We start from the raw sequence: 22,239 nt of genomic DNA on the forward strand, positions 1-22,239 counted from the left end.
TTAGAAGCCGACACTGGCCTGCACAAAGAACGTGCGCGGCGCGCCGACATACATCCCCGAGTTGTTGTCGCTGGAGCGAGTGAAGTACTGCTTGTCGAAGATGTTCTTCACCCCGGCGCCCAGTTTCAAATTCGACACCTGCGGCCCGAAGTCATAACCCCCACGCACGTTCCAGGTCACGTAACCCGGGATGTCGCCATATTGCCCATCTGCCGTGCCATCGGTGATGTAGTTGCCGTTGAAACTGCCGTCGGCATTCACACCGGTGCCCGGCGAGCGCTGTTTCGACTGAGCGAAACCGTCGATGTTGTAGGTCCAGCGGTTGATGTCGTAACGCAACCCGACGGTCGCCACCTGCCGCGAATAGAACGGCAGATCACGGCCCTTGAAGCCCGGAATCTCACCTTCGTAGGTCGCACGGGTGTAGGTGAAACCAGCGTTGGCGGTCAAACCGTCTAGACGTGGATCGAGCGCCGCCATGTCGTAATGCACCGACGCTTCAAGGCCCTGGTGCTTGGTCGCGCCGAGATTCGTCCAGCCGACATCGTTGCTGATGTATTGCAGCTCGTCATCGAAGTCGATGTAGAACAGCGTCACTTCCCCGCCCCACACATCGTCGTTGTAGCGCGTGCCGATTTCGTAGGTCTTGGCCTTTTCCGGCTCCAGACCGTTGGCGGTCTGATCCCCCGAACCACCCTGGCCGAGCTGGAAATACTGCAAGCTGCCGAACGAAGTTTCGTAGTTGGCGAACAGTTTCCAGGCGTCCGACAGGTGATACATCACGCTCAGCGCCGGCAACGGTTCGTTGCTCTCGATGCTGCGGTTTTTCGCCTGCACCGGTTTACCGGCCGTGTCGAGCACGGCGCGGTCATGCCAGTCGGTGCTGATGTGTTCGAAGCGAATGCCGGGAGTGATGGTCCAGTTGCCGACGTCGATCTTGTTGTCGAGGTAGACCGAATTGGCCTCGGTGCCGCCCGTGCGGTCCTGGAACACATGGCCGTCGGAGGTCGGCGTGAGCACCGGCTGGTTGTTGACCAGCGCCACACGGCTCGACGATTCGTGCATCGCCTCTTTCAGGTAGCGATAACCGACGCTGACTTCCTGCGTGGTCGGGCCGACATCGAAGACCCGCGACACCCGTGGCTCGATACCCAGGGTGTAGTAGGAGCGCGGATAGGAGCTGAGGGTTTTCTGGTCGCGGGCGGCGATGGTGCTGCCACGGAAACTGTCGGTGTAATAGGTGAGGATTTCCGCTTGGGTGCGTTCGTCGATCTGGCGGATCCACTTGAACGACACGTCTTTGCGCCGACCGGTGAATTGGTCGTAGTCACGCACCGAGTCGTACGGTTTGGCGTCGTACTGCTTCTGCGTCAGACCGCCGGGCATGTCGGCCGTGGCGTCGTAGTAGTGGAAGTTGAGGCTGAAATCGTCCTGATCGGTCGGCGCCCAGTGCGTCTTGAGCAACACGTCGTCGATGTCGTTGCCGTTGTTGCGCTCGCGGTAACCGTTACCGTTGACGCCGGAATACAGCAACGCCACGCCCATGCCATTGTCGGCGGTGCCGCCGAGGAACGCGGTGTCGATGTGTTTCCAGCCACCGTACTGGGTGGTTTCCAGGGTGGTGCCGATTTCACCGGTGGCTTTTTCCGGGATCGCCCGGGTGACGAAGTTGATCACCCCGCCGACGTTTTGCGGCCCATAACGCACCGAACCGGCGCCGCGTACCACGTCGATGCTGTCAAGATTGCCCGAGGAAATCGGCGCCATAGACAGTTGCGGCTGGCCGTATGGGGCAAACGCCGCCGGCACGCCATCAATCAGCACGGTGGAGCGCGGCGACAGACGCGAAGTCAGACCGCGCACGCCGACATTGAGGGAAATGTCACTGCCGCCGGTGCCGTTGGAGTCCTGCACCTGCACGCCCGGCACACGCTTGAGCACGTCACTGACGTTCATTGCGCCCTGTTCAACCATCGCTTCGCGGCGGATCACCGTGCGCGCGCCGGGGTGGTTCTGCACCACGGCGGCGTTGGCATCGCCTAGCCAGTCACCGACCACTTTGATGTCGGTCACGCCCAGTTCCAACGGGCCGTTGCTGGCGGCGGAGGTTGCGGCAGGCGACAGCGTCACCGAACCTTCGTTGATCTGATAATCCAGACCACTGCCCTGCAGCAATTGGCGCAGCGCCTGCTCCGGGGAGATATCACCATCGACCGCCGGCGCCTGTTTGCCGGCGACCAGATCCGGGCTGAAAAACACTTGCAGCGATGTCTGCTGGCCCAGTTCGCTCAGGGCCTGGCCCAGTGGCTGCGCACGGATATGAATGGCTTCACCGGCGAACGCCAGCGGCATGCCAGCGTTGACCGCCAGCGCAAGAGCCAGCGGCAGCCAAGGGGATTTTTTGTTGTTGGCAGGGGTGTTCTTCACGTCGTACGTAGTCCTGTGAATCGCAAGAGTGTGCGGCTGTTAATGCAAACCAGTTGCAGTTGTACAGGAAGACGCTGAACTCGAAAAAAACCTGAATTTTATTTTGAGATTATTTCCTGACTGCCATCGGCAAGGGTGCGAACGGCCACCGGCAGGATGCTCGGCAAGGCTTTGAGCAAGGCATCGGTGTTGTCGGATTTGAACACGCTGGTCAGGCGCAGACTGGCCACGGCCGGGTTGGCAACAGTCAGCGGCTTCTCACGATAACGCGACACTTCGGCCGCGACTTCGCTGAGGCTGGCGTTGTTGAACACCAGTTTGCCGCTGCGCCATGCCGTCAGTTCTGCTGGATTGACCGAGTAGGCGGCGGCGACTTTACCGTGTGCATCGACAGAGGTGCCGAGGCCGGCGGTCAGGTTGATGAATTGATTGTCCGGCGCATCACGCCCCTGCACTTTCACTGTGCCCTGCTCAACCGCCACGCGGGTTTGCGTGACGTCGCGGCGCACATCAAAACGCGTGCCGGTGACCGTGACCTTGCCGCTGCCGGCCTCGACCACGAACGGTCGCGAAGTGTCGTGCGCGACGCTGAACATCGCCTCACCTTCGGCCAACTCGATGACGCGACGATTCTTTTCGTAACGCACCTGCAAGCGGCTGCGGCTGTTCAGATCGATCAACGAGCCGTCCGGCAGCGCCACGTGTTTGCGTTCGCCTAGCGCCGTGGCGAACTCGGCGCTGTAGCCGCCCGGATGATTCAAGCCACTGAACAAGCCCAGCCCGAGCGCCACCGCCAGCACACTCGCAGCCACGGCATAACGCAACAACGGACGGCGTTGGCGACGGTTCGGCGGGGTTTCAGCGAGGGCTTTGAGGCGTGGCGCCGGGAGCAGATCGGCCGCCGACCACAAGCCCTGCAGCAACTGAAATTCGTCACGGTGCTGCGGATGTTCATTCAGCCAGGCGTCAAAGCGCTGCTGCTCGTCGGCACTGACGGCCGGCTCCTGCAAACGCACAAACCAGCGAGCCGCGTCATCGCGCACCGTTGTTTGCCCGCACGCGCAAGCACGCGTCTCCATCATGGAATGTCCTGTTGGGCTGAAGATGAAAGGGGGCAGCGGCTCATGACTGCAACCCGTCCAGTCGATCACGCAGATGGCGCAGGGTGCGGATCATATACTTTTCCACCATGTTCTTGGACAGCCCCAGGCGTTCGGCGATTTCCGCCTGAGTCAGGCCTTCGATCTTCTGCCAGACGAAAATTTTGCGGCAGTTGATCGGCAATTCAGCGAGCGCCCGTTCGATGGAATCGGCCAACTGGATCGCACGCATGTAATGCTCAGGGTCGCCGATTGACGACTCACTGTGATCGATGTCCTGCGACTCCATAGCGCCGCGCCGATCCTCACGCCGATAACCGTCGACCGCGATATTGCGCGCGGTCTGGTGCAAATACGCCCGTGGCTGCTGCACCGCTGCCGAATCGGACTCAAGCACCCGCACAAAGGTGTCGTGCGCCAGATCCTCGGCCTGCGCGCGATTGCGCAGGCGACGAGTCCAGGTGCCGATCAACTCTTCGTAGTGCTCGAAAAAGCCGGGTCTGCGGGGACGCATGGGGGTTTTGGCGGCGTGCTGAGGAAAGGGGCATGAATAGTAATGCTTCCTATTAAGGCGAAGCAATGGATTCCTCGACCGACCGTCCGGGTCACCTGTGCAGCTCAGCGTTTTATCGAAATCACCCCACTCATGTATTCATGGAGATCACGCAGATCCTTAACACTCCAGGCGTGCGGCGGTATTTTTACCCCGTTTTCCTTTAGCGTTTTCGGTATCAGGTTGCCGTTTGGGCGAAGGATGATCGACGACACAATCACGCCCGGGTATTCATTCAGGCGTTTTTTGAACGCGGAGGTTGTCAGGTCAGGTGTGGGCGGATTGCTTTTGTGCGCCAGCGGCCCTGTTCCTTTGATATCGGCGCCGTGGCACACAGCGCAGCGCTGCGAATAGAGATTTTTGCCATTGCTGTTATCCGCGAAGGACACGGATGTTTGAGTGATCAGCAAAGTCCCGAGTAAAACGGCGGATGCTATTTTCATTGTTTGCCTCCATGGCATTTAAGAGGCGCAAGATAGTCGAGTTTTAACGCCCGGCGCAAAACCAAAGTGGGAGCGAGTCTGCTCGCGAAGGCGGTACATAAGTCACTCATTGCATTGACTGGATGGACGCTTTCGCGAGCAGGCTCGCTCCCACAGGGTTTGGTGGTGGATGCGGGTTCAAGTGCATCCATCACTGGCCAGTGAGTCAGCCTTTTTCGTCGATCCCGGCTTGCAGGGTCTGGGTGTCCAGATGCCCGCTAAGGGTAACCGGCCCGACTTTCAGGTTGCCGTTTTCCAGGGAAACCTTCGGTGCGTTTTCCTCAGCTTTATGCGGCAGATCCAGGCCTGCCTTCACGTCATAATCGCGGTTGCTCAGATCAGCACTGCTGACCTTCGAACCACCCAGATCGACCTTCCCTTGCGTCGCCGAAATCCGCGCGCCGGTCAGTTGTGTCGCGCCGCCAACTGCGAGGTTCACGCCTTGGCTGGCACTGATCCCGGACGCTTGCGCCACGCTGTTCTTGTGCGCATATTCCCCCTGCGCGTTCAGCGTCGGCTTGTAGTCGGTGCCGGCGAGCTTCTCTTTTTCGCTCGGTGGATTTTTCTTCGCGGTCAGGCCCAGATCGACATCGACCTTGGCGTGGTTGCTCGAGTCTTGACGGCTCTCGACGGTCAAATCACCCGCGACCTTGCCGCTGACAGTTTTCGCGTCGATCCGCGCACCCGCCAGCTGTGCATCAGCGGCGCTGTTCAACACCACGCTGTCAGCCTTGATCTGGCTGTTCTGCTGGGTGCTGCCTTGCAAGTAATCCACACCGACTTTCGCCCCAGCATTGAAACCGTGATCGCTGCTGGCCTTCTCATCTGCGGCGGTCGGGGTTTTGCTGCTCAGGTTGCCGCCGGCGTTGAGCGCGACATTCCAGTTATTGCGGTGGTCGGTGGACTGCGCCGATTCCTGCACATAGCCGCCCTTCTGCGCGTCGATGCTGACGGTCGGTGCGCTGACTTGCGTGCCTTGCAGGTGAATCGAATCACCGCTCAAGACGATGCCGTTCTGGCTGTTGAGTTGGCCACCGGTGAGGGTCTGCGACTGCTCGTTGACCCGACCGATGTTGAAGTTGCCACTCAGATTGCCGCCCTGATCACGGCTCTTCTCGCTACTGGTTTTGCTGCCGCCGCCCTTCAAACCGCCGCCGAGGTTACTGCCGGTCGCGGTGTGAGTGTCGGTTGCGGCTTGCAGATCGAGCTTACCGTCAGCGTGCAGATCGATGGCGCCAGCGCTGTCGATCTTGCTGCCTTGTTGGACTTGATCGCCGCCGCTGCTGAGTTGCACCGGACCGTTGCCGCTGATGCTCGCCACATGGGCCTGCGTGTCAGTGGTCTGCTTGCCGGTGTGATCGAGCTGGAAACCGGCGCCGAGGTCGACGTTGGTGCCATCGGTGCCCGGCAAGGTGCCGACCGTCAGCGAGCCATTGCCGCGCAGGCTGCTGTCATTGTTGCTCTGGCGGTCGTTGGCCTGATTCAGCGCCAGATCACCGCCGGTGTTGATGCTCACACCGCCCTGCCCGCCGTCGAAACGGCTGCCTTCGAACTGCGCATCACCGCCGATCTTGATGTTCACACCCTGGCTGCCGGCATAAGCGCCGACGACGGCGGTGGAACTGTCCTTGCTCGACGCACTGCTGCCACCCGCGCCGCTGCCAGCGACGTTCACGTCTTCACCGGTCTTGGTGTAGACGCGCACGTCGACCTTGGCATCCACCGCGTTAGCGCTGCTGTTGTGCGTGTTGCTCGCAGCGTCGGCAAGCAGTTTGTCAGCGCTGATGTTCACTTGGCCGGCGCTGGCGTTGTATTGCGTGCCCTGGTCATGCAGCCTGCCAGTGGTTTTCACATCGACAGTGCCGCCGTCAAAACGGCTGACCACAGCGTTGCTGCTCTGCTCGGTTTTGCTGGCGCTGCCATGACCTACTGCAACGTCGATACCGACATTCGGCTGACCGAGATTGGCCAGTGTGTCCTTGTCCGGCACCTTGCCGTTGAGCACATCCTTGACCGCGCCGGCGATCGGCCGAGCAATGTCTTTGTATTCGACGTTGGCGCCGATGTCCGCCGACCAGTTGCTCTCGCTATGCGTGCTGCTGTCAGTGTTGCTGGCCGCACGGTTGTCGATCTCGTTGGCGGCGACGTTCAGACCGTTGCCGGCCTTGAGTTGTGCACCTTCGGTAGCGAGTTTGTCGGCATTGATCGTCAGGCCGCCGCTGCTCTGCACACTGGTGGATCGCGCGGTGGTTTTGCTGGTGGAATCCTGCGCCGTGCTGTGGGCGAAATCGACGCCGCTACCAGCACGGTCGAGACCGCCGGTGTAGTAGAAACCACCGCCGGTGCTGGAGGTGTCGGTGGAGGTTTTGTGGCTGTCAGCTTCGGCCAGCAACGACACGTTTTTGCCGCTCAACGTCGTGTCGCCTGCAGTGGACTTCACCTCTGCGCCTTTGAGCGTAACGTCACCGCCCGACTTCACCTGCACACTGCCACCGCTGAGGCGGGAGCCCTGCTGGGTGACGTCGTTGCGAGTAACCGTTTGCTGTTTGTCCTCGTAATGAATCCCGGCGCGATACTGCTCTGGCGTTTGCTCTTTGGCGTACGCATCGAAGCCACGTGTTTGCGTGGTGTCGCTGCTGTCGTGAGTGTTCTGCGCGGAATGCACATTGACGTCGCCTGCCGCGTCGGCCGTCAGCGCACCGTCAGCCTTGACCGTCGAGCCAGCCACCTCGATGTCCTTGGCGCTCTTGAGCTTGAGGTTGCTGTCGGACACCAGTTCGCTGCGCACGGTGCTGCTGTCTTTACTGTTCTGCCGCGACTCGTCCTTGGTAATGCCGAAGAATTTGCTGTCCTTGTCGTGGTTGTTGCTGTGCGAGGTGTCCTGCACACCATCGATCACCAGCGAACCCTTGTCGCTAATCACGCTGGCGTCGGTGCCGCCACGCACCTGGCTGCCGCTGATGCGCACGTCGTCAGCCTTGACGATCAGTTTGCCGGTGGCGTTGATTTTGCTGCCCTGATGCTGGGTCTTGCCCTTGTCGACATCGCCGGTCTTGCCGAAGAAACCACCGCCGACCAAATCACCCGAATAGCGATTGTCGCTGCTGCGATTAGTCCGTGTGGCGGTGGCGATTTCCACTTGTTTGCCGGCCAGTTGCAGGTCGCCGGCGCTGCTCAACTCAGCGCCTTCGGAGCGCAACAGCGCGGCGGTTTGCAGGGCGATATTGCCAGCCTTCAACTGGCTGGTGACGCTGCGCTGTTCTTCGCTGCTGCTGTTCCAGTCGGCTTTCCACAGGTGTTTGCGGTGGTTGCCTTTATCGGTCTGCGTATGGCTTTCGGTAGCGGCAGTCAGGCGCAGATCACCAGCGCTTTGCACGCTCAGATTATTCGCGGCTTCGACTTTCGCGGCTTTCAGTTCGGTGTCTTTGCCGGACGACAACTTGGCGTCGCGGCTGGCAATAATCTGGCTGCCGTGCTGACGCGATTCGCTGTCGGTCTGGGTGCGATCGTAAGTTTCCCAGGTAATGCCGATGGTGCTGTTGTTCCAATTTTCGCGCTTTTCCTGAAGCTTGCGGCTTTCGACCGTCGACAGGGTCAGGTTGCGTTTGGCATCGAGCGTGACGTCGCGGCCGCCAACATCGGTGGCAGCCAACGTCAGATCCTTGCCGCTGTGCAAGCCGACGTCGCCCTGACTACTGCGGATACCGGCGCGGGTCACGTCGAGGCTGTTGGCCACGGCCTCACCGCTGACACTGAGGTCACCGGCCGAACGAATCTGCACGCCGTCACGCCCGGCGACTTGTACCGCGCCCACCCGCACGCCCGCGCCTTCGGCGGTGCTGACAATATTGATGCGACCGGCCTGCATCGCGCCGAACAGGCTGGCGTCGATGCGTTGATCAGACGTGTTGCCCGCCGGATCCACGGTTTTCACCTGACCGCTGGCGTAATCCACCTGATTGCGTCCCACCGTGAGGTTCAATTGATCACGCGCAGTGATCGCGCCCTGACTGTCGATACGCGGCGCGATGAGGTTGATCGAGCCCTCGCCGTTGCGCAGGCCACCGCCCTGAATCTGCAACTGACCGCTGGCATCGCGGCTGTTCAGACTTTGCAGTTTGCCGTCATTCAATTCCGGGCGACCGACCACCAGATTGGCATTCGGCGTATTGATGAAACTACCGCCATTGACCGAGATGCCGTTAGGGTTGGCCAACACGTAATCGGCTGCACGACCGAAGATTTCCTGCGCGCCATTGATGGCGGAAGGATTGCGACTGATCACTTCGTTGAGGATCACGCTCGCCGCCTGGCCTTGCAGTTGCGGGTTGGCCGCCAGTTGGCCGGCCAGTTGCGATTGCCCGGCCTGCAAGGCGTTGTTCAGCACCAGGCCTTGGCGGTCGACGTTGTAGTCGAGGAACTGGTTGTGCGACAGGCCCGAACCGTTGGGCGCGACGATGTTGACGATGGGCACACCGCCCTGGGTCTGCAATTGCGCGGTGCCGCCGGGCCCCGGTGCGACCACGACGCCGCCGGCCATCGCGCTGGGCAGGTGCACGGCGAAGAACAGGCTGGCAATCGCCCAGCGCAATTTGCCCCGAGGGGAAAGATGAAATGCAAAGGTGTGTGCTGGCATAAAAACGTCTCCATGTGAGTACGGCATCACGTCGCGCGTTTAGTCTTGGCCGTGGCTGACGCGCTCAGATCCGACGGCTGTTTATTCACTGCGTTGTTCAGATTTGCAGGCCCACCCGCATCAGCCAGGTTTCAGGCTCGTGCTGCAGACCGTTCGGGGTGTTGAGGGCGCGCTGGTAATCGACGTCCACTTGCAGGTTCTTCCAGCCCAGATTCAGGCCGACACTGGCACCACTCAGGCGTTGGCCCTGCGCGCCGTGATCGGCCTTGATCCAGCCGTGGTCGAGGCCCACACGCGGGGTGATCTGCAGCGACCATTCACTGCGCAGTGGCAGGCGCAAGGTGTTGCGCCAGATCGCGCCGCTGGCGCCGGAGGCACTGCTGACCCGATAGCCGCGCACCGCCGAGTCGTCGGTGCCGAGCAGCTGTTCGATGGCCGGCAACGGATCGGGGCTGTACTGCAAATTGAGTTGGCTCTGCCATTGCCATGCCTGCGCGCCAAGCTGACCATTGCGCCACTGACTGAGGCCGGCGCGGTATTTGCGAAACTGCGCCTTGGGCAGGTTGTTGATCTGATGTTGTGAGTCATCGTCGGCGCCAAACCAGTGCAGGCCTTGGGCGTAATTGACGTCAAGGTTCCACACCGCGCGGTCGAGCCAGAACAGATTGAGCCCGGCTTCGGCGACGGTCAGGGTCGGGCTTTGAATACCGAGGCGAACGTCTTGCAAGTAGCTGTCGACATCCTTGTGCGCCAGTTGCAGGTTGGCGCTGAGCTGACGACTCTGGTCGCGCCACAACACACGGTCGGCGCGCAGGCTGACCTGATCGGTGATGCCAGTGCTGTGAAAGGTCACGCTCGGCAGTTTGAACGGCGCACGATATTCGGCGTGGCTCGCGAACACGCTGTAGGTCCAGTAGCCGTAGGGGATCGCGTAATACAGGCTGGCATTGCGGCTGTAGCGGTCACCCTGATTGAGGGTGTCGCTGGCGCTGAGACTTAACAAGTCGTTGAGTTGCAGTGGGCTGTCGAGGCTCAGGCTGACGGTGTCGCGATCACGTCCAGTGCTGGCGCTGCCGAGGTTGTCGAACCCCGCGTTCAAGGCCCAGTGCGAATGCGCGGCGGTGCGCGACCGCAGGATGATCCGCGAGGCGCCGGGCTGACTGCCGGGGGCGATGTCGGCGGTGAGATCGATCGAGCGCAGGCGATTGAGTTGATCGAGGCCCTGCTCCAGATCGCGCAGATTCAGCGGCTCGCCGAGCATGTTTGGAAACGCGCCCCCGAGCGACACCGGCTGGCTCTGATCGGCCAGTTCGATGGACTCGATGTAACCTTCGTCAATGCGGATATCCAGCGACTGCCCCGCTGCCGGTGCACTGACCAAATACGGGCGGCTGGCGATATAGCCCTTGTCGACGTAGATCGCGGTGATGGTCGCCAGCAGATGATTGATCTGGCCGACGCCCATGCACGGCGCCAGCAGCGGTTTGATCTGCGCGTTGAGTTTGTCGCTGTCGATCAGCGTGACGCCGCCGATGCGCGCACCGCTCAACGGCCAGCAACGTTCATCGGCGGTGACGGTTGGCGGGATGGCCGGGGTGACCGGCGCCGGGCCGAACGCGCCGCGTTCCAGTTGCCGCTTTCTTTGCTCAAGTTGCAGTTGTTGCAGATCGCGCTGCTGCTGTTGCTGCTGGCGCAGCACTTCCTGGCCCGGCGCGACAGGTTCGGCAGCTTCAATCGAGGAGGCACAGACACTCAACACAAAGGCCGACAGCAGCGGGCAAAGCGGGGAACCACGGCGAAAAACAGCGCGAAACGGAAACGGCACGCAACATCCTTGCGATCATCAAATGGCGTAATGCCATGTCATCAATGATCGTGATAGTCGGAGCCATCCCACACAAAAGCAAGACGCTTCCTACAGCGCTTACATTTCTTAAACAATTGCTTTGCCTGGCTTTATTGTCAGCAGCAAGGCCACGGCGCTGCACGTTATCAGGGTTTCCCCGAGGGCCTGAGAGCCTTCGACGAGCGTCAGTCCACCCTGACGGGAGTCAGGCGAACCTTGATTTCTGCAGCTTATAGATGCGTGTTACACCACGCTCCAAAACCCGAGCCCAGCACGAGCCGTCCTCGTTCAATCAAGCAACTGACGATCGGCACCAGAAATCATTTGCGACTAAATATTACCTACGTCATATTACAGCCGTAATAACGATCCGCTTACGCAGGTAATCCGCCATGACCAGCATGCCCACCCTCGAACCTGTTGTGGTAAAGACCAAGCCGCCCCTGCTTAAACGCGTTTTGCTTCCGGGCGCAGGATTGCTCGCGCTGATTTTCGCCGGTATTTACGCCATGCACTGGTGGGGCGCGGGGCGTTTTCTTGAAGAAACCGACGATGCCTACATTGGTGGCGATGTCACGGTGATCGGCCCGAAAGTCGCCGGTTACATCGACGAAGTGCTGGTCAGCGACAACCAGCACGTCAAGGCTGGCGACGTGCTGATTCGTCTCGACGCCCGCGACTATCGCGCCAACCTCGCCAAAGCCGAAGGTGCCGTCGCCGCCGAAGAAGCGCTGCTGGCCAACCTCGACGCCACCGAACAACTGCAACAAGCGGTGATCAGTCAGGCCCGCGCCGGCATCGACGCCGCTGGCGCAGAAACCGCACGCTCGCGGGATGACAACGCGCGCTACAAACGCCTGGTGACGACCAATGCGGTGTCGGTGGAAAGCGCACAACGCGCCGACGCGACCTTCAAAACAGCGCAAGCCCTCAGTGCCCGCGCCCAGGCCGAACTGCTCGCCGCGCAACGCCAACTGGCGGTGATCGACACCCAGAAACAACAGGCCCGCGCCGCCCTTCAACAAGCCCGGGCCGAACGTGATCTGGCGCAACTGAACCTCGGCTACACCGAACTGCGCGCACCGTTCGATGGGGTGATCGGCAATCGCCGCGCACGGGTTGGCGCCTATGCGCAGGCCGGTTCACAGCAGTTGTCAGTGGTGCCGGCCAGCGGCTTGTGGGTCGATGCCAACTTCAAGGAAGACCAATTGGCGCGGATGAAACCCGGGCAGCGCGTAAGCATCCGTGCCGACGTGCTCTCCGGCCAGGAATTCCACGGTCGCCTCGACAGCCTCGCCCCCGCGACCGGCTCGCAGTTCAGCGTGCTGCCGCCGGAAAACGCCACCGGCAACTTCACCAAAATCGTCCAGCGGGTGCCGGTGCGGATCCTCCTCGACCCGGCTGACGGCGTGCTCGGTCACTTGCGTCCGGGCCTCTCGGTAACGGCAGAAGTCGACACCCGTGCGCAACCGGAAACCAGCGCCGTGGCCGTCGCGCCATGAGCACCACCCTCACCGCCCCGGCGCAGCCATTCAACGCGGCGGACATGGCGACCGCGACCAAGGTGTTCGCCTTCGCGACCATGTGCATCGGCATGTTCATTGCGCTGCTGGATATCCAGATCGTCTCGGCGTCGCTGCGCGATATCGGCGGTGGGCTGTCCGCCGGTACCGATGAAACCGCGTGGGTGCAGACCAGTTACCTGATCGCCGAAATCATCGTGATTCCGCTGTCGGGCTGGCTGTCGCGCGTGTTCTCCACGCGCTGGTTGTTCTGCGCTTCGGCGGTCGGCTTCACCCTCGCCAGCCTGCTCTGCGGCATCGCCTGGAACATCCAGAGCATGATTGTTTTTCGGGCGCTGCAAGGTTTTCTCGGCGGCTCGATGATTCCGCTGGTGTTCACCACGGCGTTCTTTTTCTTCACCGGCAAACAGCGGGTGATCGCTGCGGCAACCATCGGCGCCGTTGCGTCATTGGCACCGACCTTGGGACCGGTAATCGGTGGCTGGATCACTGATATTTCTTCGTGGCACTGGTTGTTCTACATCAACCTGGTGCCGGGGATTTTCGTCGCTGTAGCGGTACCGATGCTGGTGAAAATCGACCAGCCGGAATTGTCCCTGCTCAAAGGCGCGGACTACCTGAGTATGGTGTTCCTCGCGCTGTTTCTCGGCTGCCTGGAATACACCCTCGAAGAAGGCCCGCGCTGGAACTGGTTCAGCGACCAGACCATTCTGACCACGGCGTGGATCAGCGGCCTCGCGGGATTGGCCTTCATCGGCCGGACCTTGCACGTGGCCAATCCGATCGTTGATCTGCGCGCCTTGAAGGATCGCAATTTCGCCCTCGGCTGCTTCTTTTCGTTTGTCACCGGCATCGGCCTGTTCGCGACGATTTACCTGACGCCGCTGTTCCTCGGCCGGGTACGCGGCTACAGCGCGCTGGACATTGGTCTAGCGGTTTTCTCCACTGGCGTGTTCCAGATCATGGCGATTCCGCTGTATGCCTTTCTGGCCAATCGCATGGACCTGCGCTGGATCATGATGATCGGTCTGGGTTTGTTCGCGGTGTCGATGTGGGAGTTCAGCCCGATCACCCACGACTGGGGTGCGGGGCAATTGATGCTGCCGCAAGCGTTGCGCGGGATCGCCCAGCAACTGGCGGTGCCGCCGGCGGTGACGTTGACTTTGGGTGGGTTGGCGCCCTCCCGTTTGAAGCATGCTTCGGGTTTGTTCAACCTGATGCGCAATCTGGGCGGGGCGATTGGTATTGCGGCGTGCGCGACCATTCTCAATGACCGCACCAACCTGCACTTCACGCGGTTGGCCGAACACTTGAACAGCAGCAATGAAGCGATGAATCAGTGGCTGTCGCAAGTCGGCGGCAACCTTGCAGCGCTGGGCCAGAGTGGCGACGTCGGTGTCACCGCCAGCCTGCGCCAGTTGTGGCTGCTGACTTACCGCGAGGCGCAAACCCAGACCTACGGCGACACCTTTTTGATGATCGGGGCATGCTTCGTCATCGCCACCGCGATGGTGCCCTTGATGCGCAAGGTGAAGCCACCGGCGGCGCCGAGTGCGGATGGGCATTGATCCAGCTTTCTGAAGTTTCCCCGGCCCCTGTAGGAGCTGCCGAAGGCTGCGATCTTTTGATCTTGTCTTTTAAAAGCAAAGTCGAAAGATCGCAGCCTTCGGCAGCTCCTACAGAGGATTGTGGGCAGCTTAAGCCTGTGGGATTTTGCGGAAGCCCACCGCCAGACGATTCCAACTGTTGATGGTGCTGATTGCCACGGTCAGGTCGACCATTTCTTTCGGCGTGAATTGCGCTGCAACCACGTCGTAATCTTCGTCCGGTGCGTGGGTCAGGCTCAGTTGGGTCAGCGATTCGGTCCACAGCAGCGCGGCACGTTCGCGGTCGCTGAAGAACGGCGCTTCACGCCAAGCGGTGACCGCGAACAAACGGCGCGGGGTTTCGCCGCCCTTGATCGCATCGGTGGTATGCATATCGATGCAGAACGCGCAGCCGTTGATTTGCGAAGCGCGCAGCTTGACCAACTCGATCAGGGTCTTTTCCAGCGGCAGTTTGGACACCGCCGTTTCCAAAGCCATCATCGCTTTCAAGGCGTCTGGGGAAGCGGTGTAGAAATCGGCACGAGGTTGCATGGTAGCTCCGGGTAGCAAGTGAATGTGTGGCTACGTTAGCCCTCACACCCGGTTCGACAAATAGCCAATATTGCCGAAGATCAGGAGGCCACTCGGTTTCGCTGCTGACCACTCGTCAGCCACCCGGCACCAAGGGTTCTGCGCGTCAGACCAATATCAGGTACAGACCCTTTATGGAGACGGATCATGATCACGCGCAAACTCACTTCGTTATTACTCGCCGGGTTGCTGGCCACGGCATCGACCGCGAGCTTCGCCGTCAACGACGGCGCTGACGCTACCGGCACCAAATCCGGCGGACCGACCAGCACCACCACGCCGCCAGACAACACGCCGGGAGCGCCTTCCGGTGGTAGCGGTTCTTCGGGTATGGGATCCGGGACTGGCACCAATGGTGGCGCGAGCGGTTCGGGCTCGGGGGCTGGCGGCGGCACAGGTTCGGCCGGCGGCGGCACTGGCGGTGCGGGCGGTGGCACTGGCGGCTGAACGAACAAGAGCCATCCCAAATAAGTACGCTATCCAATGTAGGAGTGAGCCTGCTCGCGATGGCGATTTGTCAGTTATGCAACTGTTTGCTGACACACCGGCATCGCGAGCAGGCTCACTCCTACAGGGTAAAACGTGTAGTTCAGCGATCGGAGCGCATCAATTCGGCCAGGCCGCTATCCAGCGATAACACCGCTGCGCGATTGCGCCCGGCATTTTTCGCCTGATACAGCGCCGCATCGGCGCGTTGGATAAATACTTCCAGGCTGTCATTGCCGCTCGGGATAAATGAATAGCAGCCCAGACTCACCGTCAGATAACCGGTCGGCGAGCCGCTATGGGTGATGTGCTTGTCGATCACGCTGCGCCGAATCTGCCCGGCAATTGCTAGCGCGCCGTTGATGTCGGTGTCCGGCAACAGCACCGCAAACTCCTCGCCACCGTAACGTACTGCCAGATCGGATTTGCGCTGACAGCACGCCCGCAGCACCTGAGCAACCTGGGTCAGACAATGATCCCCGGCGACGTGGCCATAGGCGTCGTTGTAGCGTTTGAAGAAATCGATATCGAGCATGATCAGGCTGACCGGACTGACCTGCCGCGCGCCCCGGGCAAATTCGATCTCCAGCGAACGCTCGAACAAACGTCGATTGGCCAATCCGGTCAGGCTGTCGTGGGTCGCAATCTGCTCCAGTGCGCGCTGGGCCTTGCGCAGGTTTTTTTCGATCCGTTCGCCGTCGCGCACTTGGTGAATGAACACCCAGCCAAACAGGCCGACGCCGAGAATCACCAGCGCGACAATCACACTCGACTGGAACGCACGCTCGTACCAGCCCTTGAGAATCGTGTCGCGCGAGGTCGCAGACGACACCACCAACGGATACGCCGACAAGCGTCGATAACCGTACAAACGCACAACACCATCGACCACCGAATTGATCATCGCCGTGCCGGCCGCCGCCTCGGGCAGCAACGTGCGATAAATCCGTCCTTGCGCCAGCGACGTGCCGATCAGGCTCTCATCAAACGGACGGCGGGCAAGCAAAGTGCCGTCGCTCAAGCCAAGAAACATGATGCCTTGGTCATCGAGGCTGAAGCTTTCGAAGAAGCGGTCGAAGTACGACATCTTGATCCCGGCCAGCAACACACCCTGAAAATTGCCGGCGTGATCATTGACGCGTTTGGAAATCGGGATGATCCACTCGCCGTTCTCGCGGCTGCGAATCGCCGGGCCGATGTGCGCCAGCGTCGAAGCGTTCTGTTGGTGGAATTTGAAATACTCGCGGTCCGCCACGCCATTGCCACGGGGCAGATCAGTAAACGAGGTAATCACCCACTGCCCATCACGATCGAACAGGAACATGCCGTGCAGCTGATCGAGTTGCTGCACGCGCCGGGCGAAGGTTCTCTGCAGACGCGGCTTCTGCGCGGTGCCGTAACCGTCCTCCTGAATCCAGTCGACCAGGCTGGTCATCACCAGATCGGCAGCCAGGAAGGTGTCCTCGGCCTGCTGGGCCATCGCCCGGGTCAGGTTGCTCGACGCGACTTTTGCCACCGCCAGATCCTGGCGTCGCGACTGCTCCAGTTGCAGGTACAGCAAACCGGACAAGCACAACCCCACCGCAACGATAAACAGCACAGCCGCTTTGCGTAGCGGCAGGCGTTTAAGGGTGCCACCGGGGGCCTGATGTGGATCGTGAATGGGGATAGGCAAAAGCAAGTCCTGGGCAGGTACGACAAGGGCGCCAGCAGGGAAACCCTTATGTTTGTGAGCGTAGCCCACCGGAATCTACGGGGCAAACGCCCCGCTCCCGCCCAGGTATATCGGCGCGCAGCGAATTTGGATGATCGCTGTTCGCAGATTTATTTTCGATGCCTCTTTAGGGTTAGTCAGTTATGAAGGGCCAGGCGCCGCATCGCACTGTGCAGATGCGCCCGCGCACTTTGCGCATCGCCCTCACGCATCTGCTCATAAGCCCGCTGTGCAATGGCGTGGGGCACCGGTTTCAGCTCCCGTTGCGTGGCAATCGCCAGCAGCTGCACCTGCGCGGCGCGCTCCAGGTAATAGAGGTCGTCCCAGGCTTCGGCGATGGTCGGCGCGGCAACGATCACACCGTGGTTTTTCAGGAACAGAATGTCAGCATCGCCCATGACACTGGCGATGCGGTCGCCTTCTGACGCGTCCAGCGCCAGACCGTTGTAATCCTCGTCTACCGCCGTGCGCCCATAGAACTTCAGCGCGGTCTGCCCCAGCCACAAAAGCGGCGGCCCTTGCAGCAGGCACAACGCCGTGGCGTGAGGCATGTGGGTGTGGAACGCGACTTTCACTCGCGGCAGTTGTTTGTGCAGGCGCGCGTGGATATAGAACGCCGTGGCTTCCGGATGGCCTTCGCCTTCAACCACATTGCCGTCGAAGTCGCAAACCAGCAGATTCTGCGCGGTGACTTCGGCGAAGGCATAGCCATAGGGATTGACCAGAAACAGATCGTCATGCCCCGGCACCATCGCCGAAAAGTGATTGCAGATGCCCTCCTCCAGGCCATGCAACGCGGCCAATTGAAAGCATGCCGCCAGCTCGGTGCGTGCGGTGATGATCGCTTCTGTGTCGAGGTTCAGCGCTGTCAAACGTGCAGCCTGCGCACTGGCGGCCAGGGTGTGAGCCATGACGTTTCTCCGTTACCAACCGAGGGATTTGAACAGCGGCAACACTTGATCGAGGCGGTTGAGGATGGCGTCGGGGCGATAGTCCGGCAGCAACTGGCGACCGGTACCGCGATCGATCCATACACAACGAAAACCCATGTCCCGCGCCGCCGTGTGGTCGAGCATGGGGCTCGCGCAGATGTGCACCACCGCTGCGCGGCTGACGCCCAATTGCTCATGAGCGTAGTCGAACAGCCGTGGCGCCGGCTTGTAGGCACCGGCCTGTTGCGCGGTGATCACCCGGTCGATGTAGCCGCCGAGTTGCGCGACGTTGCCGGCAATGATGTCGTCGTCGGTGTTGGAGACGATGCACAGTTTGAAACCCATGGTTTTCAATTCACGCAGGGTCTCGATCACCTCGGCAAACGGCGGCATTTTCGGGATCGCGGCGGCCAGACGCTGGCTGTCTTCGGGCAGGCTCGGCAGGCCCAATTCTTCCAGGGCCAATTGCAGGCCGAGGGTGCTTAGCTCGCGGAACGAACGGTGCGGCGGGGTCTGTTCGAGGCGATGTTCGTGGCGGTCATAGACGTCGATCAGCTGCCCGACATCGATCTGATGCTCGCCCTTCTCGCTGAGAATTTCCCCGACGACGGCTTTGAGGCCTTCGTCCCATTGAATCAACGTGCCGTAGCAATCGAAGGTCAGCCATTGCGGGCGCGGTGTGTGAGTCAGTGTCATTGGTCGAGTCCTCCGGGGTAAGGACTTCAGCTTATGAGCGCCCGGTGATAGTGTGAAATTAAATAAATAGCCAATCGTCAGTTGAATAACCACTATCGAGAGCACTGCCATGCTGGATCTGGAACTGCTGAAAACCTTTGTCTGCGTGGTCGACGAAGGCGGCTTCACCCGCGCCGCCGATCGCGTGCACCGCACCCAGTCGACGGTCAGCCAGCAGGTGCGCAAACTCGAAGAGCTGGTCGGCCACGCTTTGCTGCTGCGCGACCGTACCGGGCTGAATGTCGCCGTCACCGAACACGGCGAACTGCTGATCCACTATGCGCGGCGTTTGCTGGCGCTTTCGGCAGAAGCCACTGAAGCGCTGGCCAGTGACCTCGACCTGGAAATCCTCCGTATCGGCATGCCGGAAGATTTCGACGCGCGGCGCATGGCGCTGATCCTTGCCGGCTTCACCCGCAGCCATCCGCAAGCACGGCTGGAAACCCTCAGCGGCATGAGCCTCGATCTGCGCCAGCGCCTCGATGCCGGCGACATCGACATCGCCCTGATCAAACGCGAACCCGACAGCGGCCCGGCGTGGGCGACCTGGCCGGAGCGGTTGGTGTGGGTCAAAGGCGCAGAATTTGATTCGTCCGCTGGCGTGCTGCCGTTGGCGTTGTTTCCGCAAGGCTGCCTGTATCGGCAGCGCGCCATTCGTTTGCTTGATGTTGCCCAGCGACCGTGGCGTGTGGCGTTCGGCAGCCACAGCCTGACCGGGATTCAAGCGGCAGTGGCCTCAGGGTTGGGGGTGTCAGTGCTGCCGGTGTCGGCGGTGTTGCCTGAGCATCAGGTGTGTACGGATCTGCCGGAACTGGCGTCGACGGAGTTGGCGTTGGTTAGTCGGGACGGTGTGTTGAGCGGGTTGCAGCGCGGTCTGGTGGAGTTTTTGCGTGGGGAGTTGGGGGTGGATGCGGGGGGATTTGCCTGAAATCCCCCCGTTTTTATCATTGGGGTTTGTTGATTTCCCGTAGGAGGTCCGCGACGGGAATGTTCATGGTGTTTGAGTAGTAGGGTTTGTAGCCGTAGGCGGTGACGACGACTTTGCAGGGGATTTGTTGTTTGTTGGAGAGGAGTTGGTTCAGTTCTGCCGCTGACAGATCCCTCTCCGTACTTCGGTTGCTGGAGGTTTCAGTGATAAATGTACTGGTCGAAAAGGAGAATTTGGAGTTGCCGTTTTCGCGCACATCAGAATCTACCAGCCCCACTGCAGAAAACTGAATAGCTTTGCCAACCGAAAAATCGTGGTCATCCGCTAACGCGCATCTCAATGTCCCCGAAGCCATCCCTTGCCTTTCGCCTCGGCCAAACAGGTTCAAAACATCCACATCGGATTGATATTTGATGACATATAAAAGGGGACTCGACCTATCTACGGACACATAACTCAAATTTGCCGGAGGCTGTAAATGGTCCTTTGCACATCCCGAACAGACAGCGAGAACCACGCAAAGGAAAAACCTGAACATCACGAAAACTCCTTCATGATTGAGTCAAACAGCAAGTCACTTGCAGACTTATCATCAGCGATTGGGGCGTTTAGCAATCCCAGAGCGTTAGCATGATTCGTGTCGACATTTACGTTAAGTGACGGTCAGCAGGAGATAATCCATTTTTCCCCGAAGTCCGCGACTCCGTCTGATGGGTCTCTCTTGGAAGGTGTTGCCTTGATATTGATCCAATCAACCGAAACTGGCGCGGGACGTTCGCGATAAATGTCTGAGCCCAGCCAAACCAGAGCCCCTTCACCCACAGGATCCAGGGTGATCAGCATCTGAACCCTGTAACCCCAATCCGACATTATTCTGGACAGGTGCGCACCATTCCAGCCGCCGAGGCTATGGCCCACGATATAGACGGGACAGCTTTTATACGGAATAAGGCTTAGCACGTGCCGTTGAATGTCCTGCTTTCCTCTGACTTCGTTGTAACCCAACCATTCCGATTTATATTTTCCTTCTCCCTTTAATGTCTCAGTGCGCCTATCAAATGCACGTCGTGCATCCTGGATGTTTTCATAAGGCCCAGAAAAATAATAACTCTCCTTATCTCCCGCACCTCCGATAAAAACCACAATCGCCTTGGTACTCTCCACCGGCACAGGCTTGTCACTGACATCCTTCTTGTCCGTCAGCGCATGTTCCTTGTGAAGCTTGTAATTGTTGCCCTTCGCGCACGTTATCGTTTCAGCAGCCATGCCTCACTCCTCCAAAAACAACTTGATGGTTTCAGGCAGGTGCGAGCTGACTTGGTGAGTAAATCCGTTGGCGTCAGACACCCCATGTTCCAGACGTCCGTCAGCGCGCTGAATCACGTAGGGATGATCAGGCATGGGCTCACCGGTCACGTCATTGACCAGTTTCAACCTGTCAGTGAAATGCACCGGCATCGGCAGCAAACCACTGAAGGGAGCCGACGTCACCGTGTCACCGATGATGACCGTGCCAGAACCGCCGATGACGACGTTGCCGTGCCCACCGGTGCTGTCCAGTGTCGCGGCGTTCAAACCGTTGATGAACACCGTCGACGCAACAGCACCGGTAATCGGGCTACCGCAGGCGGATTTGTCAGTCATCCGCGCAGCCGCCAAGCCGTCGAAATTCACATTCGGGGAGCCACTGACAATGGAATTGGTGCCATGTCCCGGCAATGGGCAGGCGGTTGGATCGGTGACGCGGGCGGCGGGTTTTCCGCTCATGAACAGCTCCTTGCAATGTAACGAGGTCATCCTTTCGGGGGCGCAAGCATGCGGGACTTCGCCGGGGGCTTCAAACCTTCAGACCAAAAAAGGCGCCCGATCGGGCGCCTTTTTGATACGTGGAAACCGCTCAGCTTAGCGCGCCGGCGGCACCCGAATATCCCCCGCGCGGCACTGGGTTTTCACACCCTTGCCACACGCACCGAACTGCAGATCCTTGCCCATGCACACGCGCACTTCCGACAGTTCCGGGCCGCTGCAAATGACCGCGATGCCATCCGCCGGAATCCCCGGGTTGGCCTTACGGAACAGGTCAGCGATTTCCTGCGCCTCGAAGTAATACGAGGAGCTGAACGGTTGCAGTTCCTGCGGGATTTTCACCGCGCCAACGGCTTTGTCCGATTCATCGAGATAACCCATTGCGCCGAGGCCGCTGCAAGTGCCGTGTTTGGACCATTCGTGGTCGAGCAGTTTTTTGGTCGGGAAAAGTGTCAGGCCTTTGCTGGTTTCCGCCGCATTCAAGGTGGTCAGCGGCGGGCAGGATTGCGGCCAGCCACCCTTGGCGTATTGCGGCCACAAACCGTGCAGCACGAACCCATAGCCCTTGCCCGTGCACTGTGAGTCGTCTTTGTGCGTCAAACAGAAGGTTGGCGACCAGGACAGCGCCAGCAGGTAGTAATCGAACACTCCCGCCACCGATTCTGCCTGGGCCTTGCTTGACTGCGATTGCCGCGCCGAACTCAAACCGATGCTACCGGCCGTCAGCGCAATCACCGCCAAAATTGTAAACAGCTTTTTCATATACCCACTCCTTTGGGACGCCTGCGTCCATGGTTTTCGATCCTGACCGACTTGGCCAGCGCTGATTTCGCCACGCTTGTGTTGCAAGCGCATGACGCAAGGCAAAGCCGTACGCCGTTGAAAGGTCTACGA

Annotated in this window: 17 protein-coding genes and 1 pseudogene; 4 read left to right on the top strand and 14 right to left on the bottom strand. The window is 60.2% G+C overall.

Annotated features, from left to right (window positions below):
- The 6 genes from J0G10_RS20160 to J0G10_RS20185 all read right to left on the bottom strand — a co-directional run bounded on the left by J0G10_RS20160 (position 1) and on the right by J0G10_RS20185 (position 11,023).
- The gene (locus J0G10_RS20160; protein ID WP_220556551.1) at positions 1 to 2,427 is read right to left on the bottom strand and encodes a TonB-dependent siderophore receptor; all 2,427 of its coding nucleotides are present in this window, start codon (positions 2,425 to 2,427) and stop codon (positions 1 to 3) included.
- Between the two features lie 98 nt (positions 2,428 to 2,525).
- Complete coding sequence (locus J0G10_RS20165; protein ID WP_220556552.1) at positions 2,526 to 3,509, bottom strand: FecR family protein; 984 nt, start codon at positions 3,507 to 3,509, stop codon at positions 2,526 to 2,528.
- Positions 3,510 to 3,549: 40 nt separating this feature from the next.
- Entirely contained in the window at positions 3,550 to 4,041 is a 492-nt protein-coding gene (locus tag J0G10_RS20170; protein ID WP_095050567.1) for a sigma-70 family RNA polymerase sigma factor, read from the bottom strand.
- Between the two features lie 104 nt (positions 4,042 to 4,145).
- The gene (locus tag J0G10_RS20175) at positions 4,146 to 4,523 is read right to left on the bottom strand and encodes a cytochrome c (RefSeq protein WP_095050566.1); all 378 of its coding nucleotides are present in this window, start codon (positions 4,521 to 4,523) and stop codon (positions 4,146 to 4,148) included.
- A 205-nt stretch (positions 4,524 to 4,728) separates the two neighbouring features.
- Positions 4,729 to 9,198 carry a hemagglutinin repeat-containing protein gene (locus J0G10_RS20180; RefSeq protein WP_220556553.1) on the bottom strand — a complete coding sequence of 1,490 codons (4,470 nt, stop codon included), beginning with the start codon at positions 9,196 to 9,198 and terminating at the stop codon, positions 4,729 to 4,731.
- A 97-nt stretch (positions 9,199 to 9,295) separates the two neighbouring features.
- Positions 9,296 to 11,023, bottom strand: coding sequence for a ShlB/FhaC/HecB family hemolysin secretion/activation protein (locus J0G10_RS20185; RefSeq protein WP_220556554.1), 1,728 nt, complete (start codon positions 11,021 to 11,023; stop codon positions 9,296 to 9,298).
- Positions 11,024 to 11,436: 413 nt separating this feature from the next.
- Here J0G10_RS20185 and J0G10_RS20190 point away from each other — a divergent pair, with 413 nt between their 5' ends.
- Together J0G10_RS20190 and J0G10_RS20195 are read left to right on the top strand one after the other, a co-directional pair.
- On the top strand, positions 11,437 to 12,546 hold the full coding sequence (locus J0G10_RS20190) for an HlyD family secretion protein (protein ID WP_220556555.1): 1,110 nt from the start codon (positions 11,437 to 11,439) through the stop codon (positions 12,544 to 12,546).
- Complete coding sequence (locus J0G10_RS20195) at positions 12,543 to 14,135, top strand: DHA2 family efflux MFS transporter permease subunit (protein WP_220556556.1); 1,593 nt, start codon at positions 12,543 to 12,545, stop codon at positions 14,133 to 14,135. The genes J0G10_RS20190 and J0G10_RS20195 overlap by 4 nt, the downstream gene beginning before the upstream one ends.
- A gap of 129 nt (positions 14,136 to 14,264) precedes the next feature.
- On the opposite strand, the gene J0G10_RS20200 is transcribed toward J0G10_RS20195, so the two are convergent.
- Positions 14,265 to 14,705 carry a carboxymuconolactone decarboxylase family protein gene (locus J0G10_RS20200; protein ID WP_095124401.1) on the bottom strand — a complete coding sequence of 147 codons (441 nt, stop codon included), beginning with the start codon at positions 14,703 to 14,705 and terminating at the stop codon, positions 14,265 to 14,267.
- Positions 14,706 to 14,891: 186 nt separating this feature from the next.
- Between J0G10_RS20200 and J0G10_RS20205 the strand changes: the two genes are divergently transcribed.
- The gene (locus J0G10_RS20205; RefSeq protein WP_093433811.1) at positions 14,892 to 15,191 is read left to right on the top strand and encodes a hypothetical protein; all 300 of its coding nucleotides are present in this window, start codon (positions 14,892 to 14,894) and stop codon (positions 15,189 to 15,191) included.
- 142 nt (positions 15,192 to 15,333) lie between these two features.
- On the opposite strand, the gene J0G10_RS20210 is transcribed toward J0G10_RS20205, so the two are convergent.
- The 3 genes from J0G10_RS20210 to J0G10_RS20220 form a co-directional block, all read right to left on the bottom strand.
- Positions 15,334 to 16,905 carry a sensor domain-containing diguanylate cyclase gene (locus J0G10_RS20210; RefSeq protein ID WP_220556557.1) on the bottom strand — a complete coding sequence of 524 codons (1,572 nt, stop codon included), beginning with the start codon at positions 16,903 to 16,905 and terminating at the stop codon, positions 15,334 to 15,336.
- Positions 16,906 to 17,081: 176 nt separating this feature from the next.
- Positions 17,082 to 17,855: an aldolase gene (locus J0G10_RS20215; protein ID WP_220556558.1), complete on the bottom strand. Its 774-nt coding sequence runs from the start codon at positions 17,853 to 17,855 to the stop codon at positions 17,082 to 17,084.
- 12 nt (positions 17,856 to 17,867) lie between these two features.
- Entirely contained in the window at positions 17,868 to 18,572 is a 705-nt protein-coding gene (locus tag J0G10_RS20220) for a haloacid dehalogenase type II (RefSeq protein WP_220556559.1), read from the bottom strand.
- Between the two features lie 109 nt (positions 18,573 to 18,681).
- Between J0G10_RS20220 and J0G10_RS20225 the strand changes: the two genes are divergently transcribed.
- Entirely contained in the window at positions 18,682 to 19,539 is an 858-nt protein-coding gene (locus tag J0G10_RS20225; protein ID WP_220556560.1) for a LysR substrate-binding domain-containing protein, read from the top strand.
- A gap of 16 nt (positions 19,540 to 19,555) precedes the next feature.
- Here J0G10_RS20225 and J0G10_RS20230 read toward each other — a convergent pair whose 3' ends face one another.
- The 4 genes and pseudogenes from J0G10_RS20230 to J0G10_RS20245 form a co-directional block, all read right to left on the bottom strand.
- Entirely contained in the window at positions 19,556 to 20,077 is a 522-nt protein-coding gene (locus J0G10_RS20230; protein ID WP_095050555.1) for a hypothetical protein, read from the bottom strand.
- Positions 20,077 to 20,805: pseudogene (locus tag J0G10_RS20235) on the bottom strand (alpha/beta hydrolase). The gene J0G10_RS20230 and the pseudogene J0G10_RS20235 overlap by 1 nt, the downstream one beginning before the upstream one ends.
- Positions 20,806 to 20,808: 3 nt before the next feature.
- Positions 20,809 to 21,306, bottom strand: coding sequence for a PAAR domain-containing protein (locus J0G10_RS20240; protein ID WP_220556561.1), 498 nt, complete (start codon positions 21,304 to 21,306; stop codon positions 20,809 to 20,811).
- A 135-nt stretch (positions 21,307 to 21,441) separates the two neighbouring features.
- Complete coding sequence (locus J0G10_RS20245; RefSeq protein WP_095050552.1) at positions 21,442 to 22,107, bottom strand: ribonuclease T2; 666 nt, start codon at positions 22,105 to 22,107, stop codon at positions 21,442 to 21,444.
- Positions 22,108 to 22,239: the final 132 nt, after the last annotated feature.

The organism is Pseudomonas germanica (assembly GCF_019614655.1).
GTDB lineage: Bacteria > Pseudomonadota > Gammaproteobacteria > Pseudomonadales > Pseudomonadaceae > Aquipseudomonas > Aquipseudomonas neuropathica.